Origin of the sequence: Bradyrhizobium sp. SZCCT0153 (genome assembly GCF_018129995.1) — a bacterium.
Classification (GTDB): domain Bacteria; phylum Pseudomonadota; class Alphaproteobacteria; order Rhizobiales; family Xanthobacteraceae; genus Bradyrhizobium; species Bradyrhizobium japonicum_G.
Genome location: NZ_JAFCKS010000008.1, coordinates 134,864 through 155,358, shown reverse-complemented (window position 1 = coordinate 155,358; position 20,495 = coordinate 134,864). Strand labels below are relative to the sequence as shown.

General features: G+C 65.0%; 21 protein-coding genes. 10 read left to right on the top strand and 11 right to left on the bottom strand.

Features of this window, described 5'->3' with window-relative positions; translation table 11 throughout:
* Positions 1 to 19 precede the first annotated feature (19 nt).
* A complete protein-coding gene (locus JQ572_RS28890; protein ID WP_211386222.1) occupies positions 20 to 940 on the bottom strand; it encodes an amino acid ABC transporter substrate-binding protein in 921 nt (306 codons plus the stop codon).
* Positions 941 to 952: 12 nt separating this feature from the next.
* On the bottom strand, positions 953 to 2,248 hold the full coding sequence (locus tag JQ572_RS28885; protein WP_211386221.1) for a dicarboxylate/amino acid:cation symporter: 1,296 nt from the start codon (positions 2,246 to 2,248) through the stop codon (positions 953 to 955).
* A gap of 209 nt (positions 2,249 to 2,457) precedes the next feature.
* On the opposite strand from JQ572_RS28885, the gene JQ572_RS28880 reads away from it, so the two are divergent.
* The 5 genes from JQ572_RS28880 to JQ572_RS28860 all read left to right on the top strand — a co-directional run bounded on the left by JQ572_RS28880 (position 2,458) and on the right by JQ572_RS28860 (position 7,775).
* Positions 2,458 to 3,459: an NADP-dependent oxidoreductase gene (locus tag JQ572_RS28880; protein WP_211386220.1), complete on the top strand. Its 1,002-nt coding sequence runs from the start codon at positions 2,458 to 2,460 to the stop codon at positions 3,457 to 3,459.
* Positions 3,460 to 3,614: 155 nt separating this feature from the next.
* Positions 3,615 to 4,484, top strand: a complete 870-nt coding sequence (locus tag JQ572_RS28875) for a cysteine rich repeat-containing protein (protein WP_211386219.1) — start codon at positions 3,615 to 3,617, stop codon at positions 4,482 to 4,484.
* 136 nt (positions 4,485 to 4,620) lie between these two features.
* Entirely contained in the window at positions 4,621 to 4,836 is a 216-nt protein-coding gene (locus tag JQ572_RS28870; RefSeq protein WP_211386218.1) for a hypothetical protein, read from the top strand.
* A 189-nt stretch (positions 4,837 to 5,025) separates the two neighbouring features.
* A complete protein-coding gene (locus tag JQ572_RS28865; protein WP_211386217.1) occupies positions 5,026 to 6,165 on the top strand; it encodes an FAD-dependent monooxygenase in 1,140 nt (379 codons plus the stop codon).
* Positions 6,162 to 7,775 (top strand): benzoate-CoA ligase family protein, encoded by a 1,614-nt coding sequence (locus JQ572_RS28860; RefSeq protein WP_211386216.1) that lies wholly within the window; start codon positions 6,162 to 6,164, stop codon positions 7,773 to 7,775. Before JQ572_RS28865 ends, JQ572_RS28860 begins: the two co-directional genes overlap by 4 nt.
* Positions 7,776 to 7,805: 30 nt before the next feature.
* Here JQ572_RS28860 and JQ572_RS28855 read toward each other — a convergent pair whose 3' ends face one another.
* Both JQ572_RS28855 and maiA read right to left on the bottom strand, forming a co-directional pair.
* Positions 7,806 to 8,318: a MarR family winged helix-turn-helix transcriptional regulator gene (locus JQ572_RS28855; RefSeq protein ID WP_211386215.1), complete on the bottom strand. Its 513-nt coding sequence runs from the start codon at positions 8,316 to 8,318 to the stop codon at positions 7,806 to 7,808.
* On the bottom strand, positions 8,308 to 8,940 hold the full coding sequence (maiA, locus tag JQ572_RS28850; RefSeq protein ID WP_211386214.1) for a maleylacetoacetate isomerase: 633 nt from the start codon (positions 8,938 to 8,940) through the stop codon (positions 8,308 to 8,310). The genes JQ572_RS28855 and maiA overlap by 11 nt, the downstream gene beginning before the upstream one ends.
* Before the next feature lie 91 nt (positions 8,941 to 9,031).
* Between maiA and gtdA the strand changes: the two genes are divergently transcribed.
* Complete coding sequence (gene gtdA / locus JQ572_RS28845) at positions 9,032 to 10,072, top strand: gentisate 1,2-dioxygenase (protein ID WP_211386213.1); 1,041 nt, start codon at positions 9,032 to 9,034, stop codon at positions 10,070 to 10,072.
* 121 nt (positions 10,073 to 10,193) lie between these two features.
* On the opposite strand, the gene JQ572_RS28840 is transcribed toward gtdA, so the two are convergent.
* Genes JQ572_RS28840 through JQ572_RS28825 form a run of 4 tightly spaced genes read right to left on the bottom strand, consistent with a single transcriptional unit; the run spans position 10,194 to position 14,215 of the window.
* The gene (locus JQ572_RS28840; protein ID WP_211386212.1) at positions 10,194 to 11,018 is read right to left on the bottom strand and encodes an ABC transporter permease; all 825 of its coding nucleotides are present in this window, start codon (positions 11,016 to 11,018) and stop codon (positions 10,194 to 10,196) included.
* Complete coding sequence (locus JQ572_RS28835) at positions 11,011 to 11,784, bottom strand: ABC transporter ATP-binding protein (RefSeq protein WP_211386211.1); 774 nt, start codon at positions 11,782 to 11,784, stop codon at positions 11,011 to 11,013. The genes JQ572_RS28840 and JQ572_RS28835 overlap by 8 nt, the downstream gene beginning before the upstream one ends.
* A 16-nt stretch (positions 11,785 to 11,800) precedes the next feature.
* The gene (locus tag JQ572_RS28830; protein ID WP_211386210.1) at positions 11,801 to 12,805 is read right to left on the bottom strand and encodes an ABC transporter substrate-binding protein; all 1,005 of its coding nucleotides are present in this window, start codon (positions 12,803 to 12,805) and stop codon (positions 11,801 to 11,803) included.
* A 42-nt stretch (positions 12,806 to 12,847) separates the two neighbouring features.
* On the bottom strand, positions 12,848 to 14,215 hold the full coding sequence (locus JQ572_RS28825) for an FAD-dependent oxidoreductase (RefSeq protein WP_211386209.1): 1,368 nt from the start codon (positions 14,213 to 14,215) through the stop codon (positions 12,848 to 12,850).
* Positions 14,216 to 14,327: 112 nt separating this feature from the next.
* Between JQ572_RS28825 and JQ572_RS28820 the strand changes: the two genes are divergently transcribed.
* Together JQ572_RS28820 and JQ572_RS28815 are read left to right on the top strand one after the other, a co-directional pair.
* Positions 14,328 to 15,212, top strand: a complete 885-nt coding sequence (locus JQ572_RS28820; RefSeq protein ID WP_211386208.1) for a LysR family transcriptional regulator — start codon at positions 14,328 to 14,330, stop codon at positions 15,210 to 15,212.
* A 51-nt stretch (positions 15,213 to 15,263) separates the two neighbouring features.
* Positions 15,264 to 15,536 carry a hypothetical protein gene (locus tag JQ572_RS28815; RefSeq protein ID WP_211386207.1) on the top strand — a complete coding sequence of 91 codons (273 nt, stop codon included), beginning with the start codon at positions 15,264 to 15,266 and terminating at the stop codon, positions 15,534 to 15,536.
* A gap of 3 nt (positions 15,537 to 15,539) precedes the next feature.
* Here the strand turns inward: JQ572_RS28815 and JQ572_RS28810 are convergent, their stop codons facing one another.
* Positions 15,540 to 16,343 carry an enoyl-CoA hydratase-related protein gene (locus JQ572_RS28810; protein ID WP_211386206.1) on the bottom strand — a complete coding sequence of 268 codons (804 nt, stop codon included), beginning with the start codon at positions 16,341 to 16,343 and terminating at the stop codon, positions 15,540 to 15,542.
* A gap of 156 nt (positions 16,344 to 16,499) precedes the next feature.
* Here JQ572_RS28810 and JQ572_RS28805 point away from each other — a divergent pair, with 156 nt between their 5' ends.
* A complete protein-coding gene (locus JQ572_RS28805) occupies positions 16,500 to 17,474 on the top strand; it encodes a ketopantoate reductase family protein (protein ID WP_211386205.1) in 975 nt (324 codons plus the stop codon).
* Positions 17,475 to 17,532: 58 nt separating this feature from the next.
* Here JQ572_RS28805 and JQ572_RS28800 read toward each other — a convergent pair whose 3' ends face one another.
* Positions 17,533 to 18,210 (bottom strand): alpha/beta hydrolase family protein, encoded by a 678-nt coding sequence (locus tag JQ572_RS28800; RefSeq protein ID WP_211386204.1) that lies wholly within the window; start codon positions 18,208 to 18,210, stop codon positions 17,533 to 17,535.
* A gap of 126 nt (positions 18,211 to 18,336) precedes the next feature.
* Between JQ572_RS28800 and JQ572_RS28795 the strand changes: the two genes are divergently transcribed.
* Positions 18,337 to 19,482, top strand: a complete 1,146-nt coding sequence (locus JQ572_RS28795) for an acyl-CoA dehydrogenase family protein (protein WP_211386203.1) — start codon at positions 18,337 to 18,339, stop codon at positions 19,480 to 19,482.
* 21 nt (positions 19,483 to 19,503) lie between these two features.
* Here the strand turns inward: JQ572_RS28795 and JQ572_RS28790 are convergent, their stop codons facing one another.
* Positions 19,504 to 20,484: a helix-turn-helix domain-containing protein gene (locus tag JQ572_RS28790; protein ID WP_211386202.1), complete on the bottom strand. Its 981-nt coding sequence runs from the start codon at positions 20,482 to 20,484 to the stop codon at positions 19,504 to 19,506.
* Positions 20,485 to 20,495 lie beyond the last annotated feature (11 nt).

Sequence of the window (20,495 nt, the reverse complement as noted above, 5' to 3'; positions counted from 1 at the left end):
GGGGAGAAGGAAGAAAGCACTAATTATTCGCGCTCGCCGAATCGTCCATCGCCTTGAAGGCTTCCTCGAGCTGCAGCGAGATCGGCACGTTCATCCGTTCGCCGGTGGGAAGCCTTGCGGTGAACCATTTGTTGTAGAGCGGGACGAGGTCGTGGTTGGAGCCTAGCCTGCGGAAGGTTCGCTCGACCACGGCCGACAGTTGCGGCTCGCCCTTGCGGAACATGATGCCGTAGGGATCGTAGGACAGGTAATCGCCGGTGACGCGGAACTTGTCCTGGGCCTTGTGGCGCACGATCAGACCGAAGAGCAGGATGTCGTCGGTCGCGAACGCATCGGCCTTGCCGTCGGCGAGCATCTGGAACGACTGCTCGTGGTCGGCGCCAACAGCGATGTTCAGCCCCAGCGAAAACTTCTTGTCGGCCGCCTGGATCGCCTGCTCGTTTGTGGTGCCCTTCGTCACCACGATGGTCTTGCCCTTCAGATCGGTCAGCGACTGGACGCTCGACGCCTTCGGCACCATCAGCTTGGTGCCGGCGACAAACATCAGCGGCGAAAATGCCACCCGCCTGGCGCGCTCGGCATTGGCCGTGGTCGAGCCGCATTCCAGGTCGATCTTGTTCTGGAGCACGGCGTCGATGCGGTCGTCCGAGGTGACCTTGACGTAGTCGATCTTCAAGTTGGGATCGTCGACCTCGACACCGATCTCCTCGACGATGGCCTCGCAGAGCTCGAGGCTGTAGCCGATCGCGCGATTGGCCTGGTCGAGGAACGAGAACGGCGGCGAGCTCTCGCGATAGCCGAGCCGCACGGTATGCGCGTTCTTGATGGCCAGCAGCGTCGGGCTAAGCCCTTCGCTGCCGCCGGTCTGGCCGGAGGCACCTGTTGCCAGCAGGCACGCTGCCAGCAACAGGCCGCCCGAAATCGCCGTTGAAAGGCGCATGTCGATTTCCCTTCAATGGCCGGCCATCGCGGGTACTTCGCCAGGAACCATGTCTTCGGGCACGGCGTCGCCGGGGCCCATCGCATGCTCCGGCCCGAGCTCGCCTTCCCATTTCGCAACGACCGAGGTCGCGAGCGTGTTGCCGATCACGTTGGTGGCGCTGCGGCCCATGTCGAGGAAGGTGTCGATGCCCATGATCATGAGCAGGCCCGCCTCGGGGATGCCGAACTGCGACAGCGTCGAGGCGATCACCACGAGGGAGGCGCGCGGCACGCCGGCGACGCCCTTCGAGGTGATCATCAGCGTTGCCAGCATCGCGAGCTGCGTGCCGAGCGGCATGTCGATGTGATAGCTCTGCGCGATGAAGACGCTCGCGAAGGTGCAGTACATCATCGTGCCGTCGAGGTTGAAGGAATAGCCGAGCGGCAGCACGAAGCTCGAGATCCGCGACGAGGCGCCGAAGCGGTTGAGGCCCTCCAGCGTCTTTGGATAGGCCGCTTCCGAGCTCGCGGTCGAGAACGCGATCATCAGCGGCTCGCGGATCAGCTTCAACAGATGACTGTAGCGCGGCCCGATCACGATGAAGCCCACGACAACCAGAATGCCCCACAGGATCATCAGCGAGAGATAGAAGCCGCCCATGAAGACGATGAGCTTCCAGAGCACCAGCAGGCCGTTCTTGGCGACGGTCGCGGTGATGGCGGCCCAGACCGCGAACGGCGCGAACAGCATCACATAGCCGGTCACCTTGAGCATGATGTGGCCGATATCGTCGATCAGCGCCAGGATCGGCTTGGAGCGCTCGGGCATCGAGCCCATCGCCACCGAGAAGAACACGGCGAAGATCACGATCTGCAGGATCTCGTTCTGCGCCATCGCGTCCGCGATCGAGGTCGGGATCAGATGGGTGAGGAATTTCTCGATCGAGAAGGCGGACACCGGCAGGCCGGTCGACTGCGCCTTGTCAGGCAGCGTGCCGGGGAAGTTCGCGCCGGGCTGGAGCAGATTGACCATCACGAGGCCGAGCATCAGCGAGACGAAGGAAGCACTGACGAACCAGCCCATGGTCTTGGCGAAGATGCGTCCGAGCTTGGAGCCCGAGCCCATATGAGCGATGCCGCCGACCAGGGTCGCAAACACCAAAGGCGCGATGATCATCTTGATCAGGCGCAGGAAAATCACCGCAATCAGATTGATGGACGAGGCCCAGTCGCCCCGCGTGTCGGGCAGGAAATTGTAGATCGCCGCGCCCATGATGATGCCCAGCACCATCGCCACCAAGATGTATTGCGTAAACCTGTTCGACATAGACGACCCCCGCTACACCGGCCGCTTCATGATGTCGCAGATATGACGATGACGCAACACGCTTGGCGTGCAGGCGCCAGGGCGGATGTTCCCGTTGCGAAGCTGGCGGCCGCGATCTAGCCTTCATGCAGCGCACAACGAATGCGGCCTGCACGTTTTCTTTGCGGCTGCTGCATCAATAATCGTCAACCAAGCGAAGAGGAAACGCCATGAGCGGCAGCGTCAATCGCCAGATTCTTCTGGTGGAAAAGCCCAGCGGCAAGCTCGGCCCCGAGCACTTCAAGATGGTCGAAGGCGCGCTGCCGGAGCCGAAGGACGGCGAGGCCTTGCTGCACGTGCGTTACATCTCGCTCGACGCGGCCAACCGCGCCTGGATGCACGGCGCGACCTATCGCTCGGCGGTCGAAGCCAACAGCGTGATGGCCGGCGGCGCCATCGCCGAAGTGGTCAGCTCGAAGGCGCCGGGCCTTTCAGCAGGCGACATCGTGTTCGGCGACACCGGCTGGCAGGAATATGCCGCAGTGCCGGCCAAGCATCTCACCAAGATGCCGAAGCTCGAGCCGATGACGCATCTGCTCAGCGTGTTCGGCATCGCCGGCCTCACCGCCTATTTCGGCCTGCTGGAAATCGGCAAGCCGCGCGACGGCGAGACGGTCGTGGTCTCGGCAGCCGCGGGCTCGGTCGGCTCGATCGTCGGGCAGATCGCCAGGATCCAGGGATGCCGCGTGATCGGCATCGCCGGCGGCGCCGACAAGTGCAACTGGCTGACCTCCGAACTCGGCTTCGATGCCGCCGTCGATTACAAAGATGGTGCTGTCTTCAAGGCGCTGCGCGCGGCTGCGCCAAAGGGCATCGACGTCTATTTCGACAATGTCGGCGGCGACATTCTGGAAGCCTGCCTGCCGCAGATGAACAATTACGGCCGCATCGCCTGCTGCGGCGCGATCTCGCAATATGACAGCGCACCGTCCGCGCACGGTCCGCGCGGCGTGCCGGGCCTGATCGTGGTGAAGCGGCTGGTCATGCAGGGCTTCATCGTGATGGACTACATGAAGGAGAGCCAGCGCGCGCTCGCCGATCTCCAGGGCTGGGTGAAATCCGGCAAGCTGAAGGTGCAGGAGGACATCATCGACGGCCTCGAGAACACGCCGAAGGCGCTAATCGGATTGCTCGCCGGCGAGAACCGCGGCAAGCGCATGGTCAAGCTCTGACGACGTAGTTACGTCGCATTTGCGCAGGCATAATCTACTTGCGGTAGAGGCCAAAGCGGCCAAAGATACCGCTCGCGAGGCATCACTCGCGACGATTGCGCTTGCATCACATTTGAAAAACGTCGTCGTTACCGGCAGGGCAGGAATTCACTCAGATGTTCAACACGTTGAAACACGCATCAACGCGCACGGCGTTGCTCGCGGCAGCGCTCTTCGCAACTGCAACAGGCGCGTTCGCGCAAGCGCCGACCGACGCGCAGAAGAGCGCGATCCGGTCCGCATGTCGCTCGGACTTCATGGCGCACTGCTCGAGCGTTACCCCCGGTGGCGTGGAAGCGTATCAATGTCTGGCGAAGAACATGTCCAGCCTGTCACCCGGATGCCAGACCGCGGTTCGCGCGGTCGAACCCGCTGCAGCTCCGAAGACCGAAGCCGCTCCCGCCAAATCCGAACCGGCAAAGACCGAAGCGGCGCCAGCCGCACCGAAGACGGAAGCTGCACCCAAGGCTGAGTCGGCGCCTGCCGCGCCGAAGGCTGAATCGACCCCCCCGACCAAGCCGGCCGCCGCAGCGGCCGCCAAGCAGCCGAGCAGCGCGCAGGTTGCAGCGGTCAAGAGCGCATGCCGCTCCGACTATCCCAAGGTCTGCGCCAGCGTGCCGCCGGGCGGCGCGCCCGCGCTCGAATGCCTGGAGAAGAACAAGGCAAAGGTTTCTCCCGCCTGTGGGAAGGCCCTGAGCGCCGCGGCCGGCGGCGGCGCGGCAGCAACGGCAGCAACGGCAGCGCCCGCGGGCGCAGCTCCTGCAGCGGCGGCAACACCGGCGGCCGCGCCAGCCGTGATCGTTCTGCGCCCGCTGCGTCCGCGCGAAGAGCTGTTCATCGTCCGCTCGGCCTGCGGCGCCGACATCCGCACGCTGTGCGCCGGCGTCGCGCCCGGCGGCGGCCGCATCGTGCAATGCATCGCCGGCAATGCCGCGTCGCTGTCGCCCGCCTGCAAGGACGTGCTGGCGCCGTTCGCGGCGCGATAGGATCGACACGCGACTGCGCGCACGGAAGCGCGGATAGCGCTTGGTGGCGTGCGTGAAGGAGCTTCGCACGCCTACGACGACAATCGCGGAATTTGCCGACAATCGATTTCGATCACGACAAGATCAGGAGAACAACATGCGTTCATTGCTGCTTATCGCTTCCGCACTCCTCGCCTTCGCGGCAACCATGACGATCGAGGCCACCGATGCCAACGCGGTGGTGTGCGCCCGCGGCGTCTATCGCGCCGGCTGCGCCGGGCCGAACGCGGCCGTGGTGGTCCGCAAGCCGGTTCCGGTGGTCCGCTGCACCAGGGTGCTGGTGAACGGGGTCTACGTGAAGCGCTGCGTCTGATGCGCGGATAGCCAAGCCGTTGCGGTTTGGCTATGCTCCGAACGTAATGGTTTCGGACACGCGCCAAACGTGTGTTTGGAGCGAGTTTCGGCGCGCCTTGCCTTGCTGATAATTCCGCTGGCGCGGGAAGCCGGAGCCCATTAGTCTACCCCTAGATAGTAAGTATACTGTCAAATAGGGAGGCAGACGTTGCGGATCGCCGTGATTGGCGGGGGGCCCGGTGGGCTCTACTTCGCCTATCTGTGGAAGAAGCGTCACCCCGAGGATCAAGTCGACCTGTTCGAACAGAACCCGGCCGACGCGACCTGGGGGTTTGGCGTCGTGTTCTCCGACCAGGCGCTGGAATTTTTGCGCGCCGACGACCCCGAGACGGTCGACGCAATCGCGCCGCATATGGAGAGCTGGGAGAACATCACTCTGAACCTGAGCGGCGACAGCGTCGCCATCGACGGGGTCGGCTTCTCCTCGATCGGGCGGCTCGAGCTGCTCAGGTTCCTGCAGCAGCGCGCGCTCGATGCAGGCGTCACCCCGCGCTTCGACACCCAGATCCACACGATCGACCAGCTCAACGGGCATGATCTGATCGTCGCCGCGGACGGATTGAACTCGCTGGTGCGCCGCGCCTTCGAGGGCGATTTCGGCACCTCGCTGTCCTACTCCTCCAACAAGTTCGTCTGGTACGGGACCTCGAAGCGCTTTGACACGCTGTCGCAGACATTCGTCAAGACCGACCGCGGCGCTTTCAACGCCCATCACTACCGCTACTCGCCGACCATGAGCACCTTCCTGGTCGAATGCGACCACGCGACATGGCAGGCCTATGGTTTTGCCTACAAGGACGTCGAGCAGTCCAAGGGCGTCTGCGAGGAGGTGTTCGCGGACACGCTCGGCGGCCATTGTCTCGTCTCCAACAAATCGCTCTGGCGCAACTTTCCGTGGGTCTGGAACGAGCATTGGTCGTTCAAGAACATGGTGCTGCTCGGCGACGCCCTGCACTCGGCGCATTTCTCGATCGGCTCGGGCACGCGGCTCGCGATCGAGGACGCCATTGCGCTGGTCAAGGCGCTCGAATCGGACGCGCATCTTTCGACCGCGCTGCATCGCTACCAGGCGGCGCGCAAGCCGGTGGTGCAGAAGCTCGTCAATGCCGCGCGCACCAGCGCGTTCTGGTACGAGCACTTTGCCCAGCATATGCAGCAGGGCCTGATGGACTTCGCCTACAGCTACATCACCCGCTCCGGCCGCATCGACGACTCCCGCCTGCGCGCGATGTCGCCGGCCTTCATGGCGCGCTACGAAGCCGCAAAGAACGGCGGAGACGAGGCATGAGCAACCAGATTTGCGATCAGGTGCCCGCCGACAGTCCGGGCGCGCGCGAGATCGGCTTTTCCGTTCCACAGGTCTACAACGCCAGCCGCGCGCTGTTCGACAATCTCGGCAAGGGCCGCGGCGACAAGCCCGCGCTGATCGGTCCCGCGGGCAGGCGGACCTATGCCGAGCTGTGTGCAGAGGCTTGCCGCTGGGGCAACGGCTTTGCATCGCTCGGCCTGAAGCGCGGCGATCGCGTGCTGCTGTTCCTCGACGATACGCCGGCCTACCCGGCAGCGTTCTTCGGCGCCGTGCGGGCCGGCTTCGTGCCGCTGCTGATCAACACGCTGACGCCGCCGGATCTGCTGCAATTCTATCTCGCCGATTCCGGCGCCGCCATTGCGGTGGCGGACGCCGAGTTCTGTGCGCGGTTCAATGCGGAAGCCTGCAAGGACACGAATCTGCGTACCCTGATCGTCGTCAACGGCGCGGCGGGCGATCACGCCGCGCCGAGCGCCGTTGCTGCCGCCGGCTGGCTCGCGCAATTTCCGGCCGAGCTGACGGAAGCCGACACGCATCGCGACGAGATGGCGTTCTGGATGTACTCCTCCGGCTCGACCGGTCGGCCCAAGGGCATCGTGCATCTCCAGCACGACATGGCCTACAGCGAGGCGGCCTTTGCGCAGAACGTGTTGAAGCTGGCGCCCGGCGACATCTGCTTCTCGGTGCCGAAGATCTTCTTCGCCTACGGCTTCGGCAACTCCGTCACCTTCCCGTTCTCGGCCGGCGCGGCGACATTGCTGCTGCCGGGCCAGCCGAAGCCCGCATCGATCTTCTCGGCGATCGAGCAGTACAAGCCGACGGTCTTCTTCGGCCTGCCGACGCTCTACACGTCGCTGACCAAGGCCGAGGGCGCGCACGAGACCGACTTCGCCTCGCTGCGCATCGCGCTCTCTGCCGCCGAGGTGCTCTCGGCCGACGTCTTCAATGGCTGGAAGACGCTCACGGGCCTGGAGATCGTCGAAGGACTCGGCTCGACCGAGGTGCTGCACATCTACCTCTCCAACCGCCCCGAGCGGAAGAAGCTCGGCGCCGCTGGTCTGCGCGTGCCCGGCTACGAGGTCGCGCTGCGCGACAAGGACGGCCGCGACGTCGCCGACGACGAGGAAGGCATCTTGTGGGTCCGCGGCGATTCCAACACGCCGCTGTACTGGAACCGGCCGGACAAATCCGCCGAGACCATCCGTGACGGCGGCTGGATCTACACCGGCGACCGTTTCGTCCGCGATGCCGACGGATTCCACTTCTTCCGCGGCCGTGCCGACGATCTCATCAAGATCTCCGGCCAATGGGTCTACCCGCTCGAGGTCGAGCTCTGCCTCGCCGATCACCCCGACATCCGCGAATGCGCGGTGTTCGCGGCCGAGCTGCCCGACCGTCGCATGACGCTGAAGGCGGTGGTTGTGATGAACAGCCGCGCCGCCGACCAGCGCGAAGCGACGCGGCGGTTGCAGGACTATGTGAAGGGCAAGCTGCTGCCTTACAAATATCCGCGCGAGGTGATCTTCATCGACGAGTTGCCGAAGACGGGGACGGGAAAGATCGACCGGCAGGCGCTGCTGCGGATGTGAGGCGACTGCGCAGCCTCACTCACACCGCCCTCACCCCGCCTTTCCCAGATGCTCCAGCGCATCCTCCGCGCGTAGCGGCACGCGTGACGCCTCGTTGTTGAGATCGACGAGCTGGACCAGCAGCCCCATCAGCGCCTTGCGCTCAGCGGGCTTCAGCGGCTCCAGCATCCGCGCCTGCGCGCGTTCGACCGCGGGAATGATCTCGCGCAGGATCGTCGCGCCGGACTTGGTCAGATAGAGCAGCTTGATCCGCTTGTCCTCGGGTGCCGGTTTGCGCTCGACAAAATCCTTGGCCTGAAGCCGCTCGATCACGCTGCCGAGCGTCGAGCGGTCGAAGGCGATCACCGCGGATAGCCGCGTCGCGTCGATGCCGGGATGGGTATGGATCGCGATCAGCGCCGCGTATTGCACCGGCGTGAGATCGAACGCCTTGCACTCCTCCATGAAGATCGAGACCGCGATCTGCTGCATGCGCCGGAACAAATAGCCCGGCGCAGCATAGACCGCGTCTATCGTGATGGGCGGTGCAGGCTTACTCGGCATCGGCCTGCTTTTCCGGCGCGGCGTTGGCGAACGCCGCAAGCGCCTTGGCTGCGGCTTCCGCCCTGAGCAGCCGTGGATAGGCCGAGACGTCGACGCCGAAGCGGCGGGCGTTCGCGAGCTGCGGCACCAGGCAGAGATCGGCGAGCGTCGGGGCTTCACCGAAGCAGAACGGTCCCGGCTCGTCCCTGATCAGCGTCTCGCAGGCCGAGAGCCCCTCGCGGTTGACCCACGCCGCCCACTCCTGGACCTTCTCCTCGGCAAGGCCGAGCTCGCGCAGGCGCGCCAGCACCTTCAAATTCTGCACCGGATGGGTGTCGCAGGCGATCGCCAGCGCGAACGCCCTGACCTTCGCGCGTTGCAGCGCATCCTTCGGCAGCAACGGCGGATTGGGATGGGTCTCGTCGAGCCATTCGATGATCGCGACCGATTGGGTCAGCACAGTACCCGTATCATCCTCCAGCGTCGGCACCAGGCCTTGCGGATTGATGGCCAGATAGGCGGGCGCGCACTGCTCGCCCTTGCGAAGGTGATGCGGCAGATGCTCGGCACCGAGGCCCTTCAGGTTCAGCGCGATCCGTACCCGATAGGCGGCGCTGGAGCGGAAATAGCCGTGCAGCTTCATGGGAGGCCTCCCTGTCATTCTTGTTCGTCAAGTTGACGCTACCTAGATCGTCAGTATACTGTCAATCAACAAAACGAACGGGAGCCGCACCATGGAAGCCGTGACCAAGACGCCCGAACGCGAGGCCTTCTACAAGAAGATCGACGGCGAAAATCTCACCGCGCTGTGGACGGTGATGGGCGATCTGATCACGCCGGAGCCGAAAAGCGCCTGCCGGCCGCATCTGTGGAAATTCGACGTCATCCGGGACTACATGACGGAGGCCGGCAAGCTGATCACGGCCAAGGAGGCCGAGCGGCGCGTGCTGGTGCTCGAGAATCCCGGCCTGCGCGGCCAATCGAAGATCACGACCTCGCTCTATGCCGGCGTGCAGATGGTTGTCCCCGGCGACGTCGCGCCCGCGCACCGCCATAGCCAGTCGGCACTGCGCTTCGTGCTCGAAGGCAAGGGCGCCCACACCGCGGTGGACGGCGAGCGCACCGCGATGGAGCCCGGCGACTTCATCATCACGCCGTCGATGACCTGGCATGATCATTCCAACGAGACCAGCGAGCCGATGTTCTGGCTCGACGGCCTCGATATTCCGCTGGTGCAGTTCTTCGACTGCTCCTTCGCGGAAGGATCGAAGGAAGACCAGCAAAGGATCACCAAGCCCGCCGGCAACAGCTTTGCGCGCTACGGCCACAATCTGCTGCCGGTCGACGTGAAGCGAAGCTCGAAGACCTCGCCGATCTTCAGCTATCCCTATGCCTATACCCGCGAGGCGCTGGAGAAAGCCCGCGCGAGCCAGGAATGGGACGCCTGTCACGGACTGAAGCTGAAGTTCAGCAATCCCGAGACCGGCGATTTCGCGATGCCCACCATCGGCACCTTCATCCAACTGCTGCCAAAGGGCTTCAAGACCGCGCGCTATCGCGCGACCGATGCGACCGTGTTCTGTCCGATCGAGGGACGCGGCCGCAGCCGCATCGGGGACGCTGTTTTCGAATGGGGCCCGCGCGATCTGTTCGTGGTGCCGAGCTGGCAGTGGGTGACGCACGAGGCGGACGATGATGCCGTGCTGTTCAGCTTCTCGGATCGGCCCGTGCAGCAGAAGCTGGATCTGTTTCGCGAGGATCGCGGGAATGCGTGAGGCACCGCTCTCGTAGGGTGGGCAAAGGCCCTCTTGCGCCGTGCCCACCACGCCTTCGCGAGTGATGAGAGGATGGTGGGCACGCTTCGCTTTGCCTACCCTACGGCAGCGGTGATTTTGGCTACCGCCAGTGCAGCAACCTGGTCTCCAGCCAACCGATCACCTTCCCCACCGCCAATCCAAACACCGACAGGATCACCACGCCCGCGAGCAGTTGATCCGTCTGCATCAGATTGCCGGCCTGGAGCACGAATGCGCCGATGCCGTATTGCGCGCCGATCATCTCGGCGCTGACGACGAGCAGCAGCGCCACCGAAGCGGTGATGCGGAAGCCGGCGAGGATCGCGGGCAGCGCGCCGGGCCAGATCACCTTGCGCACGATGGTGGCGAAGGGGACATTGAAGCTCTGCGCCATGCGGATGAGGTTGCGCGGCACGGCATCGACGCCGCTATAGACCGAGATCGCGGTCGAGAAAAAGACCCCGAGCGCAATGGTCGCGATCTTCGGCTCTTCGCCGATGCCGAGCCAGAGGATCAGCAGCGGCAGCAACGCGATCTTCGGGATCGGAAACAGCGCCGAGATGAAGGTGATGCCGACGCTGCGCGCAAGCCGCGACAGGCCGATGGCAAAGCCGACGACCACGCCGGCCGCGGTTCCCAGCAGCCAGCCCACGCCGATCCTCAGCAGTGACGCCGAGAGATGCTGCCAAAGCGCGCCGGAAACGGCGAGCTGGTAGATGGCCCGCGCGATCGCGGATGGCGCCGGCAAGAATAACGGATTGACGAGACCGGTGCTGCCGGCCGCCTGCCAGATCGCGATGACAAGCGCGAGCGCGATCCAGCCGCCAAAACGGCTGCTGGCGGGCACGAAGCCCGCGCCGCGGAACCGGACGCGCCGGGCTGCTTCATCTTTCACAGATGTTCCCGCCGGAGCGCGATCAAGCATGCTGCACCTCGCGCTCGGCATCGATCGCCTCGTTGCGGATCAGCGACCAGATCTGGTTCTGAAGCGCGAGCAGCTTTTCGCGGGCTGCGATTTCACCGCGTTCGGCGCGCGTCATCGGCACGCTCACGACCTCGCGGATGCGGCCGGGACGCCGCGACAGCACCACGATGCGGTCGGCAAGCCGCGCCGCCTCTTCGAGATTATGCGTGACGTAGACCGCGCCCATGCCGCCATCGGCGAGCAGGCGGACGAAATCCTCCATCAGGAGCTCGCGGGTCTGCGAATCCAGCGCCGAGAGCGGCTCGTCCATCAGGAGAATGGCCGGCCTGACCGCGAGCGCGCGCGAAATGCCGACGCGCTGGCGCATGCCGCCGGAGAGCTGCTTTGGATAGGTTTTGCGGAAATCGGTCAGGCCGGTGCGGCGCAGCGCATCCTCGACCAGCGCGCGGCGCTGGGTGGCCGAGAGTGGGGTGTGCAGCAACGAAAATTCGACGTTCTCCTCCACCGTCGCCCAGGGCAGCAGCGCAAAATCCTGAAACACGAAGGTCAGCGGATTGAGACTGTCCGCCGGCGGCGATCCGCGCAGCTCCGGCGCACCGGACGTCGGCTGCAGCAAGCCGCCAAGGATCGACAGCAGCGTGCTCTTGCCGCAGCCCGACGGCCCGACGATCGCCACCACCTCGCCGGCGCTGACCGTGAACGAGACGTCGTCGAGCACGGCGAGATCGCCGAAGCGATGGCTGATGTGGTTGGAGATCAGGTCCATAAGGTACGTTCTACTCTCAATCCGCCTTCACATATTCCTTGGCGATGATCGCATCCGCGTCAAAACCCTTGTCGGCAAAGCCCTGCTCCTGGAGCCATTTGATCTGGTTGTCGACGTTCTTCACGTCGAGCTTGCCGTCGGGATCGATATAGGCGCAATTGCCGACCACCTGCTCGACCGGCAGATTGGTGTACTTTGCGATGATCTCCAGCAGCGGCTTTGTCTTGTCGTTGATCGGCGCCACGCCGTTCTTCATCGCGGCGAGGATGACGTCGTGATATTCGCGATCGGCTTTCGCCAATGCGCCGAGCAGCTTCGTCACCAGAACCTTGTTGGTCAGCGTCTTCGGCGAGGCGAACACCGCGCCCAATTGCCAGGGCGTCTCGTCGCCGACCCAGCCCAGGAATTTCGCGCCGCCGTCGTCGATCAGCTTTCGCGCGGTGGAAATCGGCAGCAGCGCCGCATCGACGGTCTCGCCCTTCAGCGCGGCCGCCGCGTTCGACAGCGATTGCAGCGGCACGATCTTCACGTCGGCGAGCTTGAAGCCGTATTTGTCGGCGAGCAGGCCAAGCGAATAGTGAAAGCTCGATCCGACCTGCGTCATCGCCACGCGCTTGCCCGCGAGATCCTTCGGTGTCTTCAGTCCGGCCGCATAAGCATTGTTGCTGGCGAAATAGCCGATCAGGGGATAGCCGGCCTTCTCGCGGCTCATGCCGCCGATCACCTTCAACGTGCCCTTGCCGGCGAGATTATAGAGACCGGCCGTGAAGGCGGTGACGCCGAAATCGATGTCGCCCGACGTCGTCGCGACCGCGATCGGCTGGGCAGCGTCAAAAAACTTCAGCTCGACGTCGAGGCCGGCCTCGCGGAAATAGCCCTTGTCCTGCGCGATGAACACCGGCGCGGAGGACGACAGGCGGAGCACGCCGATCCTGGCCTTCAGCGCGTCCTCGGCCCGGACCGTGCTCGTCGCCATGATTGCCAAAAGGCCCGCAAGCGCAAGCCGCATCATCCCGATCATCCCGTTTCCTCCAATGGTTCTTTTGGTCGTTCTTGCAGTCCGTTACAGGCCCCCGGGGACGGGCTGGTCCCGTCCGATAAAGGCGCCCTGTTGTTTCAATGTTTCCTGCAATTTTTCAATGGGGATGTCACGGGGTATCCGGTTTCCGGAGAGCGCCAGCGCTGCCGCGGAACCGGCGGCCTCCCCCATCGCGAAACAGGCACCGGAGACCCGGGCCGCCGACTGGCCCTCATGGGTCATCGAGGCGCAGCGGCCGGCGACCAGGAGGTTGTCGACGCCCTCGGGCACCAGCATCCGATAGGGCAGCTCGTTATAGCCGCGCGATTCCGGGATCGGCGGGAAGGTGAAGACGACATCGCCGGGAACATGAGCCTCGATCGGCCAGCCATTGACGCCGATGGAATCCTCGAACGAGGCGCATCCGAGCACGTCCTCGCCGCTGAGCTGGTAGCCGCCCTTGATGCGGCGGGTCTCGCGGATGCCGAGCTGCGGCGGCAAATCGACGATGTAGGACTTTTCAAACCCCGGCACAGTGCTACGCAGGAATTCGAAGGCGGCGAGTGCCTGCTTGCGGCCCTCGATCTCGCCGCGGGTGAGGTCGTCGGGCTCGATACCGTTGATGGCATGGCCATCCTCGCGCGCGACCTGCGTGAAATTCACCCGCCATTCGATGCCGGATTTCTGCGGTCGCACGATCGCGCTCTTGCGCGGGAATTTGTGCGTGCCCGCGGCAAGCGCCTTCTCCATCAATTGCGGAATGGTCCGCCACGCATCGCCAGCCCTCTCGGGATCGATGCCGTTCAGGCGCAGCATCATCGAGGGGTACATCGGATGGCCGTGCTCGTCGCCGAGTTCGAACGGCGCGCCGGCCCAGACGGCGAGATCACCGTCACCCGAGCAGTCGATGAAGATCTCCGAGCGAACCGCCTGCCGGCCGGCCTTGGTCTCGACCATCAGCGCATCGATGCGGCGGTCGTCGCCCATCACCACGCCGGCACCAAGGGCATGGAAGAGGATGTGCACCTTGTGGCTGGCGAGCAGTTCGTCGGCCGCGATCTTGTAGGCCGCGGTGTCATAGGCCTGGGCGAAAACCTTGCCGAGGATCAGATGTGGCGCGTTCAGCCCGTTCAGGCGATCGATCCGCGCCAGCAACTCGGACGCCATGCCCTGAACCAGCCGATGCGCCTCGCCGTAGACATTGCCGTGCAGGCCGCAAAAATTGGTAACGCCGGCGGCAGTGCCCATGCCGCCGAGGAAGCCGTAACGCTCGATCAGCAGCGTCTTCCGCCCTGCCCGCGCGGCTGACGCCGCTGCCACGATGCCGGCCGGCCCGCCGCCGAGCACGACGACTTCATATTCGCCGTAAAGCGGCACCTGGCGCGCTGGTTCTTCGATCGTCATGGCCCGCATGGCGCGTCCTATCCCTGAAAATCCTTGCTTGGGCCCGACTATGAATTAACGCGGCCCGAGCTACAATCCACCAAAATAGGCGATCAGCTTTCGCGAATCGAGAAAAGTCGACATGGACATCCTCGTGAACCTCCAGGCCTTCCTCGCCACCGCGGATGCGGCCGGCTTCTCCGCCGCCGCGCGAAAGCTCAATGTCTCGACCTCGGTCGTGGCCAAGCGCGTCACGCAGCTGGAGGCACGGATCGGCACGCCGCTGTTTCACCGTTCGACCCGGCAATTGCGGCTGACCGAAGCCGGACAGCGCTACGTCCATCGCGCCCGCGGCGTCGTAACCGACGCCACCGATCTGCTGTCGCGCATGGGCGAGAAGGGCCACGATCTCGTCGATCACCTCCGAATCAAGGCGCCGACCTCGCTGACGGTGGCGCGCCTCGCCGACGCCTTCAGCGCGTTCCAAACCCAGAATCCGCGACTGAAGCTCGAGATCGTGCTGATCGATCGGCCGGTCGATCCCGTCGCCGAGGGTTTCGACATCGCCATCGGCGCCTTCCCGCATTCCTTTGGCGGCGTCATCGACGAGCCGCTCTGCGCGCTGAAGCGGCTGCTCTGCGCTTCGCCGGCCTATCTGAAGAAGCACGGCACACCAAAACATCCGCGCGACCTCGTCGAGCACCGCTGCCTGAGTTTTCTGCCGACCGGCCCGGAATGGATCTTCGACGGACCGCGCGGCCGCATCAGCATCCAGGTCAGCCCGCTGCTCTCCTCCAACGAGGGACACGTGCTGGCGCGCAGCGCCATTGCCGGCAACGGCATCGCGTTGATGTCGCATTACCTCGTCGCCGATGCCTTGCGCGACGGCACGCTCAAGCCCGTGCTGCGCGACTTTCCGATTCCGGAATTGTGGGTCAAGGCAGCAATCCCCGAGCGGCGGCGCAACGCCGCTGCGGTTCAGGCGCTGCTCACCCTGCTGAAAACGTCCCTCGCATCGTCGCTGTAGGCCGTGTCGCGGCGGTTGCTCCCGCAGCGCGAACCTGAGAGAAGGGCCGCCATGGATTCGATAGCCGTGAAATTCGCCCTGCCCGTCTTGACCGTCCTCGCGCTGTCGGCGACTCCCGCCGCAGCCGTCGAGCAGAACTGCCGCTTCATCCAGGCCAAGGCCGATCGCGAGGCCTGCTACAAGCGGCAGGAGGAAGAACTCGCGGCGAAGCGCAAGCCCGCGGCGCCGGCCGGCGAGAGCAAGACGCTCCAGTCGCTGCAGCAGATGCGGCAGGACGACGACGCCGTTTACCGCAGCATCAACAACATCTGCCGCGGCTGCTGACCCTCAGCCTTTTCCGTCGCCCCAATTCGCCGCCCGCTTCTCGGCGAACGACGCCAGTCCCTCGGCCGCCTCCGCGCTCTGGCGCTTGACCGAATGCAGGTGCACGAGCCGCGTATAGGCGGCGTCATCCACCGCCATCCCGCCGAACGAGCTCTCGAGCGCGAGGCGCTTGGTCTCGGCCATCGCCTCCGGTCCGTTGGCGAGCAATTGCTCGACCACCTTGGCCCCGGCGGCCTCGAGATCGGCGAGCGGCACCACCTCATGCACGAGACCGATGCGGCGGGCGTCCTCCGCACCGAAGCGTTCGCCGGTCAGCGCGTAGCGGCGGACTTGCCGCACACCGATGGCATCACAGAGCTGCGGTATGATGATCGCGGCGGTCAGGCCCCAGCGCACCTCGGTGATGGAGAACAGGGCGTTGTCCGCCGCGATCACGACGTCGCAGGCCGCGATCACGCCGGTGCCGCCGCCAAAGCAGCCGCCCTGCACCAGTGCGACCGTCGGGATCGGCAGCGTGTTGAGCCGCTGCACCGCCTCGAAGGTCGCACGCGACGCCGCCTCGTTGGCATCAGCCGATTGCGGCCGCACGCCGTTGATCCATTTGAGGTCGGCACCGGCCTGGAAATGCTTGCCGTTGCCCCGGAGCACGACGACGCGCAAATTGGGCTTCTTGCCGAGATCGTCCATGGCCGCGAGCACGCCCGCGATCAAAGCGCCGTCATAGGCATTGTTGACCTCCGGCCGGTTCAACGTGACGGTCGCGACCCCACGCTCATCCAGGGTCCACAGGACGGGACTGTCGGTCATCGGTGCTCCTCCGCTCATTTGTTTGGCGCGCACTATGGCCGAGGCTCTACGCGTTGATCCATATCTTTCCGGCGTAGGGCGGCCGCGTCCATCGCATGGCGGCTTGTGTCATGCTGGCGCCGGGCGGTACCGAGAAATCAGGGACGGGACATATATATGCGCATCTGCATTTTCGGCGCGGGCGCCGTCGGCAGCCATATCGCGGTTCGGCTGGCCCGCGCCGGCCACGAGGTCAGTTGCGTGATGCGCGGCGCGCATCTGGAAGCCGTCCGGGCCAATGGCCTGAAGCTCCGCGTCGGCGATTCCGAGGTCAGCGCCAAGGTGAACGCTTCCGGCGATCCGGCCCAACTCGGCCCCCAGGACGTCGTGATCTCGACGCTGAAGGCGACCGCGCTGACCGGGCTGGTCTCCAGCATCAAGCCGCTGCTGCAAGACGACACCGCGATCGTGTTCGCGCAAAACGGCATTCCCTGGTGGTATGGCATCGGCCTGCCGCCGCGGCATCCGACCCCGCCGGACATTTCGTTCCTCGACCCGGGCGGGCGCTTGCGCGCCTGCATCCCGAAGGAGCGGATCATCGGCGGTGTGGTGTTCTCCTCCAACGAGGTGACCGCACCCGGCGTGGTGCATAACCTCACGCCGGACCGCAATCGCCTGCTGATCGGCGAATGCGACGACCGCAATTGCGAGCGTATCACGAAACTCCGCGGCGTCCTGAACGACTCCCGGCTGGACTCGCCGCCGGTCGCCGAGATCCGCGAGGCGATCTGGTCAAAGCTGCTGACCAACATGTCGCTGTCGGTGCTGTGCCTGCTCACCGGCCAGACCGCGCGCGGCGTGCGCGACGATCCCGCCTTCACGGACGTCATTCCGCGCATGCTGAACGAGGCCAACGACATCGCGCAGCATTTCATCCCCGAGGTCAAGCGCGTGACCCGCAGCGGCCCTGCTCCCAACCACAAGCCGTCGCTGCTGCAGGACTACGAGCTCGGCCGCGCCATGGAGATCGACGTGCTCGTCAAGGCGCCTGCCGCCTTCGCGCGCGCCGCCGGCCTGTCGACGCCGACGCTCGACCTGATCGCCGCGCTGGCGATCCAGAAGGCGCGGGACAAGGGGCTCTATTCGGCTTAACTCTGGGCGTGATCTTTTCGGAGAACCGCTGCTCACTTTTCCGGATCATGCTCTAGCTTCAGCCGAGGCCGTCGATCCAGACCGCAAGCGTGTCGAGCACCTCGGTAAGCACCTGCTCGTTGCTGCGGCCCGACTTTTTCAACACCACGAAGGAGTGATCGCCGCCCTCGACCTCATGCAGCGTCGCCTTCGCCCCGAGTGCCGCGATGACGGGCTTGAGGATGCCGAGATCGGCGAGCCCATCGCGCGTGCCTTGCAGGAACAGCATGGGGATTGCGATGCTGGCGAGGTGCTCGGCGCGCTCGGCCGACGGCTTCTTGTCGGCGTGCAGGGGAAAGCCGAGGAACGCGAGCCCTCTTACGCCCGGCAACGCCGCCTTGGACTGCGCCTGCGACGTCATGCGCCCGCCAAAGGACTTTCCGCCGGCGACGAGCTTCAATCCGGGGCACAGCCGCGCCGCCTCCGCGACCGCCGTGCGGATCGCAGCGTGCGCGACCGCCGGCTGGTCGGGGCGTCCCTGCTTCTTCTCCATGTAGGGAAAATTGAAGCGGAACGTCGCAATGCCGCGGTCTGCGAGACCCGCGGCGACCTTCTCCATGAACGCATGCCGCATGTCGGCACCGGCACCATGCGCCAGCACGTAGCAGGCACGCGCATTGTCCGGCTGCGTCACGATCGCCGAGACCACGCCGATGCGCTCGATGTCGAGCTTGAGCTCTTTGGTTTTGACAGCCACAATCAGCAATCCTGACAGACGCGTCTCCGGCCGCCTTGGTAGCGTCACCGGCGCAGCCTGAAAACACAATAATTGCCGCCAAAAGCTGGCCTACCAAGCCGGAAAGCCGCATCGACCGAGGTGACCATGTCCTACCGCTCCTCCTGGATGACCGAAGATCTCGAAATCTTCCGCGACCAGTTCCGGAAATATCTTGCCAAGGACCTGGCACCGCATGCCGAAAAATGGCGCGAGCAGAAGATGGTCGATCGCTTTGCCTGGCGCGGGCTCGGCGAGATGGGCGCGCTGCTCGCAAGCGTGCCGGAGGAATATGGCGGCCTGGGTGCGACCTTCGCCTATGACGCCGCGGTGCTCGACGACCTCGAAAGCACGGTGCCGGAGCTGACGACCGGCGTATCCGTGCACAGCGCCATCGTCGCGCACTACATCCTCAACTACGGCTCGGAGGAGCAGAGGAAGCGCTGGCTGCCGAAGATGGCCTCCGGCGAGATGGTCGGGGCCATCGCCATGACCGAGCCCGGCACCGGCTCGGACCTGCAGGCCGTCAAGACCACCGCCAGGAAACAGGGCAATGCCTACGTCATCAACGGCCAGAAGACGTTCATCACCAACGGCCAGGCCGCCGACCTCGTCATCGTGGTCGCGCGCACCGGTGATGTCGGCGCCAAGGGCATTTCGCTGATCGTGGTCGAGACCGCAGGCGCGGACGGCTACAAGCGCGGGCGCAACCTCGACAAGATCGGTCTGCACGCCTCCGACACGTCCGAACTGTTCTTCGACAACGTCGCGGTGCCGCCGGAAAACCTGCTCGGCAATGAGGAAGGGCAAGGCTTCGTGCAGCTGATGCAGCAATTGCCGCAGGAGCGCCTCGCGCTTGCGGTCGGCGCCGTCGCCTCGATGGAGCGAGCGGTCAAGCTCACCACCGAATACACCAAGGAACGCAAGGCGTTCGGCAAGCCGCTGATGGACTTCCAGAACACCGCGTTCACGCTCGCCGAGCGCAAGACCGAGGCGATGATCGCGCGCGTTTTCGTCGACTGGTGCATCGAGCGCCTGGTCGCAAAAGACCTCGACACCGTCACGGCCTCGATGGCGAAATACTGGTGCTCGGACAAGCAGGTCCAGACCGCCGACGAATGCCTGCAGCTGTTCGGCGGCTACGGCTACATGCAGGAATACCCGATCTCGCGCATCTTCATCGATTCCCGCATCCAGAAGATCTATGGCGGCACCAATGAGATCATGAAGCTGCTGATCGCCAGATCTTTATGAATCGTGTCGTTGTAGCTCAGTTCATCGCGCGCGCCAGTCGCGCGGCCGGCAGCCGAAACGCTGCTTGAAGCGCCGCGTGAAGTGGGACAGGTCCGAGAAGCCCCAGTCGAACGCAATGGTGCCGATCGCACGGCCGCCCAGAGCCGGATCCTTCAGGTCGGCCGCCGCGCCTACGAGGCGGCGGTCCATCACATAGTCCGAAAACGTCGTGCCCGAGCGCTCGAACAGCTTGTGGACGTAGCGCTCGCTGATGCCGACGGCGCCGGCGACCATTGCGACCGTCAGTCCCGGCTCGCACAGCCGCTCGTGAATGGCGCGGCGCAGCGCCAGCGCGGTGGCGTCGGCAAAACTTGCGGCTTCCGCCGTCTGCGCCCGCGAGCGGCGCGACAGGCTGAGCGCAACGAGATCGAGCAGCACGTCGAACAGCCGAACGCCGTCCTCCTGCGCCATCCGCAATGCGCCGGCATTCAGGGAGCGCGCGGTCTCGACGATGAGATGACCGACATGAGGATCGTCGGACACGCGCTCGGCCCTGAAATCGAACGACGGCGGCAGCCGGTCGCGCAGGGCGCGCGACGGCACCCAGAACGAAGCGACCTCCAGGGTCGGACCGCGATCGTGCAGCAGCGTCACCTCGCGGTCGCTGTCGACGATGCCGACCTGACCGCGCGACAGGCTGACCTCGCGGCCGTCCTGGAGCATGCGGCATCGCCCGGCGAGCTTGAAGTTGAGATAGAAGCAGCTCTCGCGCGATGCCGCGATATCGGCACGCGAACGATTGACGGTGTGCTCGGGAAACAGCACCCGGTTGATTGCGCCGGTGCCGAGCCCGATCGTCTCCACCTTGGCCGGGAAGCGCGACGTCGTCGCCGATTCCGGCGTCAGGTTCATGAATGCCTGGCAGATCGCCTCGCGGTAATAGGAAAACTGCTCGTCCGGCCACGTCTCCGCGGTGTTCCAGATGACGTGCCGCGGCCGGCTTGTGGAATTGACCTGCTCCATCAGTTCGCTCC

Bases quoted from the DNA above. Each gene is read 5' to 3' on its own strand.
- JQ572_RS28890 (WP_211386222.1), bottom strand. From the start codon at position 940: ATGCGCCTTTCAACGGCGATTTCGGGCGGCCTGTTGCTGGCAGCGTGC.
- JQ572_RS28885 (WP_211386221.1), bottom strand. From the start codon at position 2,248: ATGTCGAACAGGTTTACGCAATACATCTTGGTGGCGATGGTGCTGGGC.
- JQ572_RS28880 (WP_211386220.1), top strand. From the start codon at position 2,458: ATGAGCGGCAGCGTCAATCGCCAGATTCTTCTGGTGGAAAAGCCCAGC.
- JQ572_RS28875 (WP_211386219.1), top strand. From the start codon at position 3,615: ATGTTCAACACGTTGAAACACGCATCAACGCGCACGGCGTTGCTCGCG.
- JQ572_RS28870 (WP_211386218.1), top strand. From the start codon at position 4,621: ATGCGTTCATTGCTGCTTATCGCTTCCGCACTCCTCGCCTTCGCGGCA.
- JQ572_RS28860 (WP_211386216.1), top strand. From the start codon at position 6,162: ATGAGCAACCAGATTTGCGATCAGGTGCCCGCCGACAGTCCGGGCGCG.
- JQ572_RS28855 (WP_211386215.1), bottom strand. From the start codon at position 8,318: ATGCCGAGTAAGCCTGCACCGCCCATCACGATAGACGCGGTCTATGCT.
- maiA (WP_211386214.1), bottom strand. From the start codon at position 8,940: ATGAAGCTGCACGGCTATTTCCGCTCCAGCGCCGCCTATCGGGTACGG.
- gtdA (WP_211386213.1), top strand. From the start codon at position 9,032: ATGGAAGCCGTGACCAAGACGCCCGAACGCGAGGCCTTCTACAAGAAG.
- JQ572_RS28840 (WP_211386212.1), bottom strand. From the start codon at position 11,018: ATGCTTGATCGCGCTCCGGCGGGAACATCTGTGAAAGATGAAGCAGCC.
- JQ572_RS28835 (WP_211386211.1), bottom strand. From the start codon at position 11,784: ATGGACCTGATCTCCAACCACATCAGCCATCGCTTCGGCGATCTCGCC.
- JQ572_RS28830 (WP_211386210.1), bottom strand. From the start codon at position 12,805: ATGATCGGGATGATGCGGCTTGCGCTTGCGGGCCTTTTGGCAATCATG.
- JQ572_RS28825 (WP_211386209.1), bottom strand. From the start codon at position 14,215: ATGCGGGCCATGACGATCGAAGAACCAGCGCGCCAGGTGCCGCTTTAC.
- JQ572_RS28820 (WP_211386208.1), top strand. From the start codon at position 14,328: ATGGACATCCTCGTGAACCTCCAGGCCTTCCTCGCCACCGCGGATGCG.
- JQ572_RS28815 (WP_211386207.1), top strand. From the start codon at position 15,264: ATGGATTCGATAGCCGTGAAATTCGCCCTGCCCGTCTTGACCGTCCTC.
- JQ572_RS28810 (WP_211386206.1), bottom strand. From the start codon at position 16,343: ATGACCGACAGTCCCGTCCTGTGGACCCTGGATGAGCGTGGGGTCGCG.
- JQ572_RS28805 (WP_211386205.1), top strand. From the start codon at position 16,500: ATGCGCATCTGCATTTTCGGCGCGGGCGCCGTCGGCAGCCATATCGCG.
- JQ572_RS28795 (WP_211386203.1), top strand. From the start codon at position 18,337: ATGTCCTACCGCTCCTCCTGGATGACCGAAGATCTCGAAATCTTCCGC.
- JQ572_RS28790 (WP_211386202.1), bottom strand. From the start codon at position 20,484: ATGGAGCAGGTCAATTCCACAAGCCGGCCGCGGCACGTCATCTGGAAC.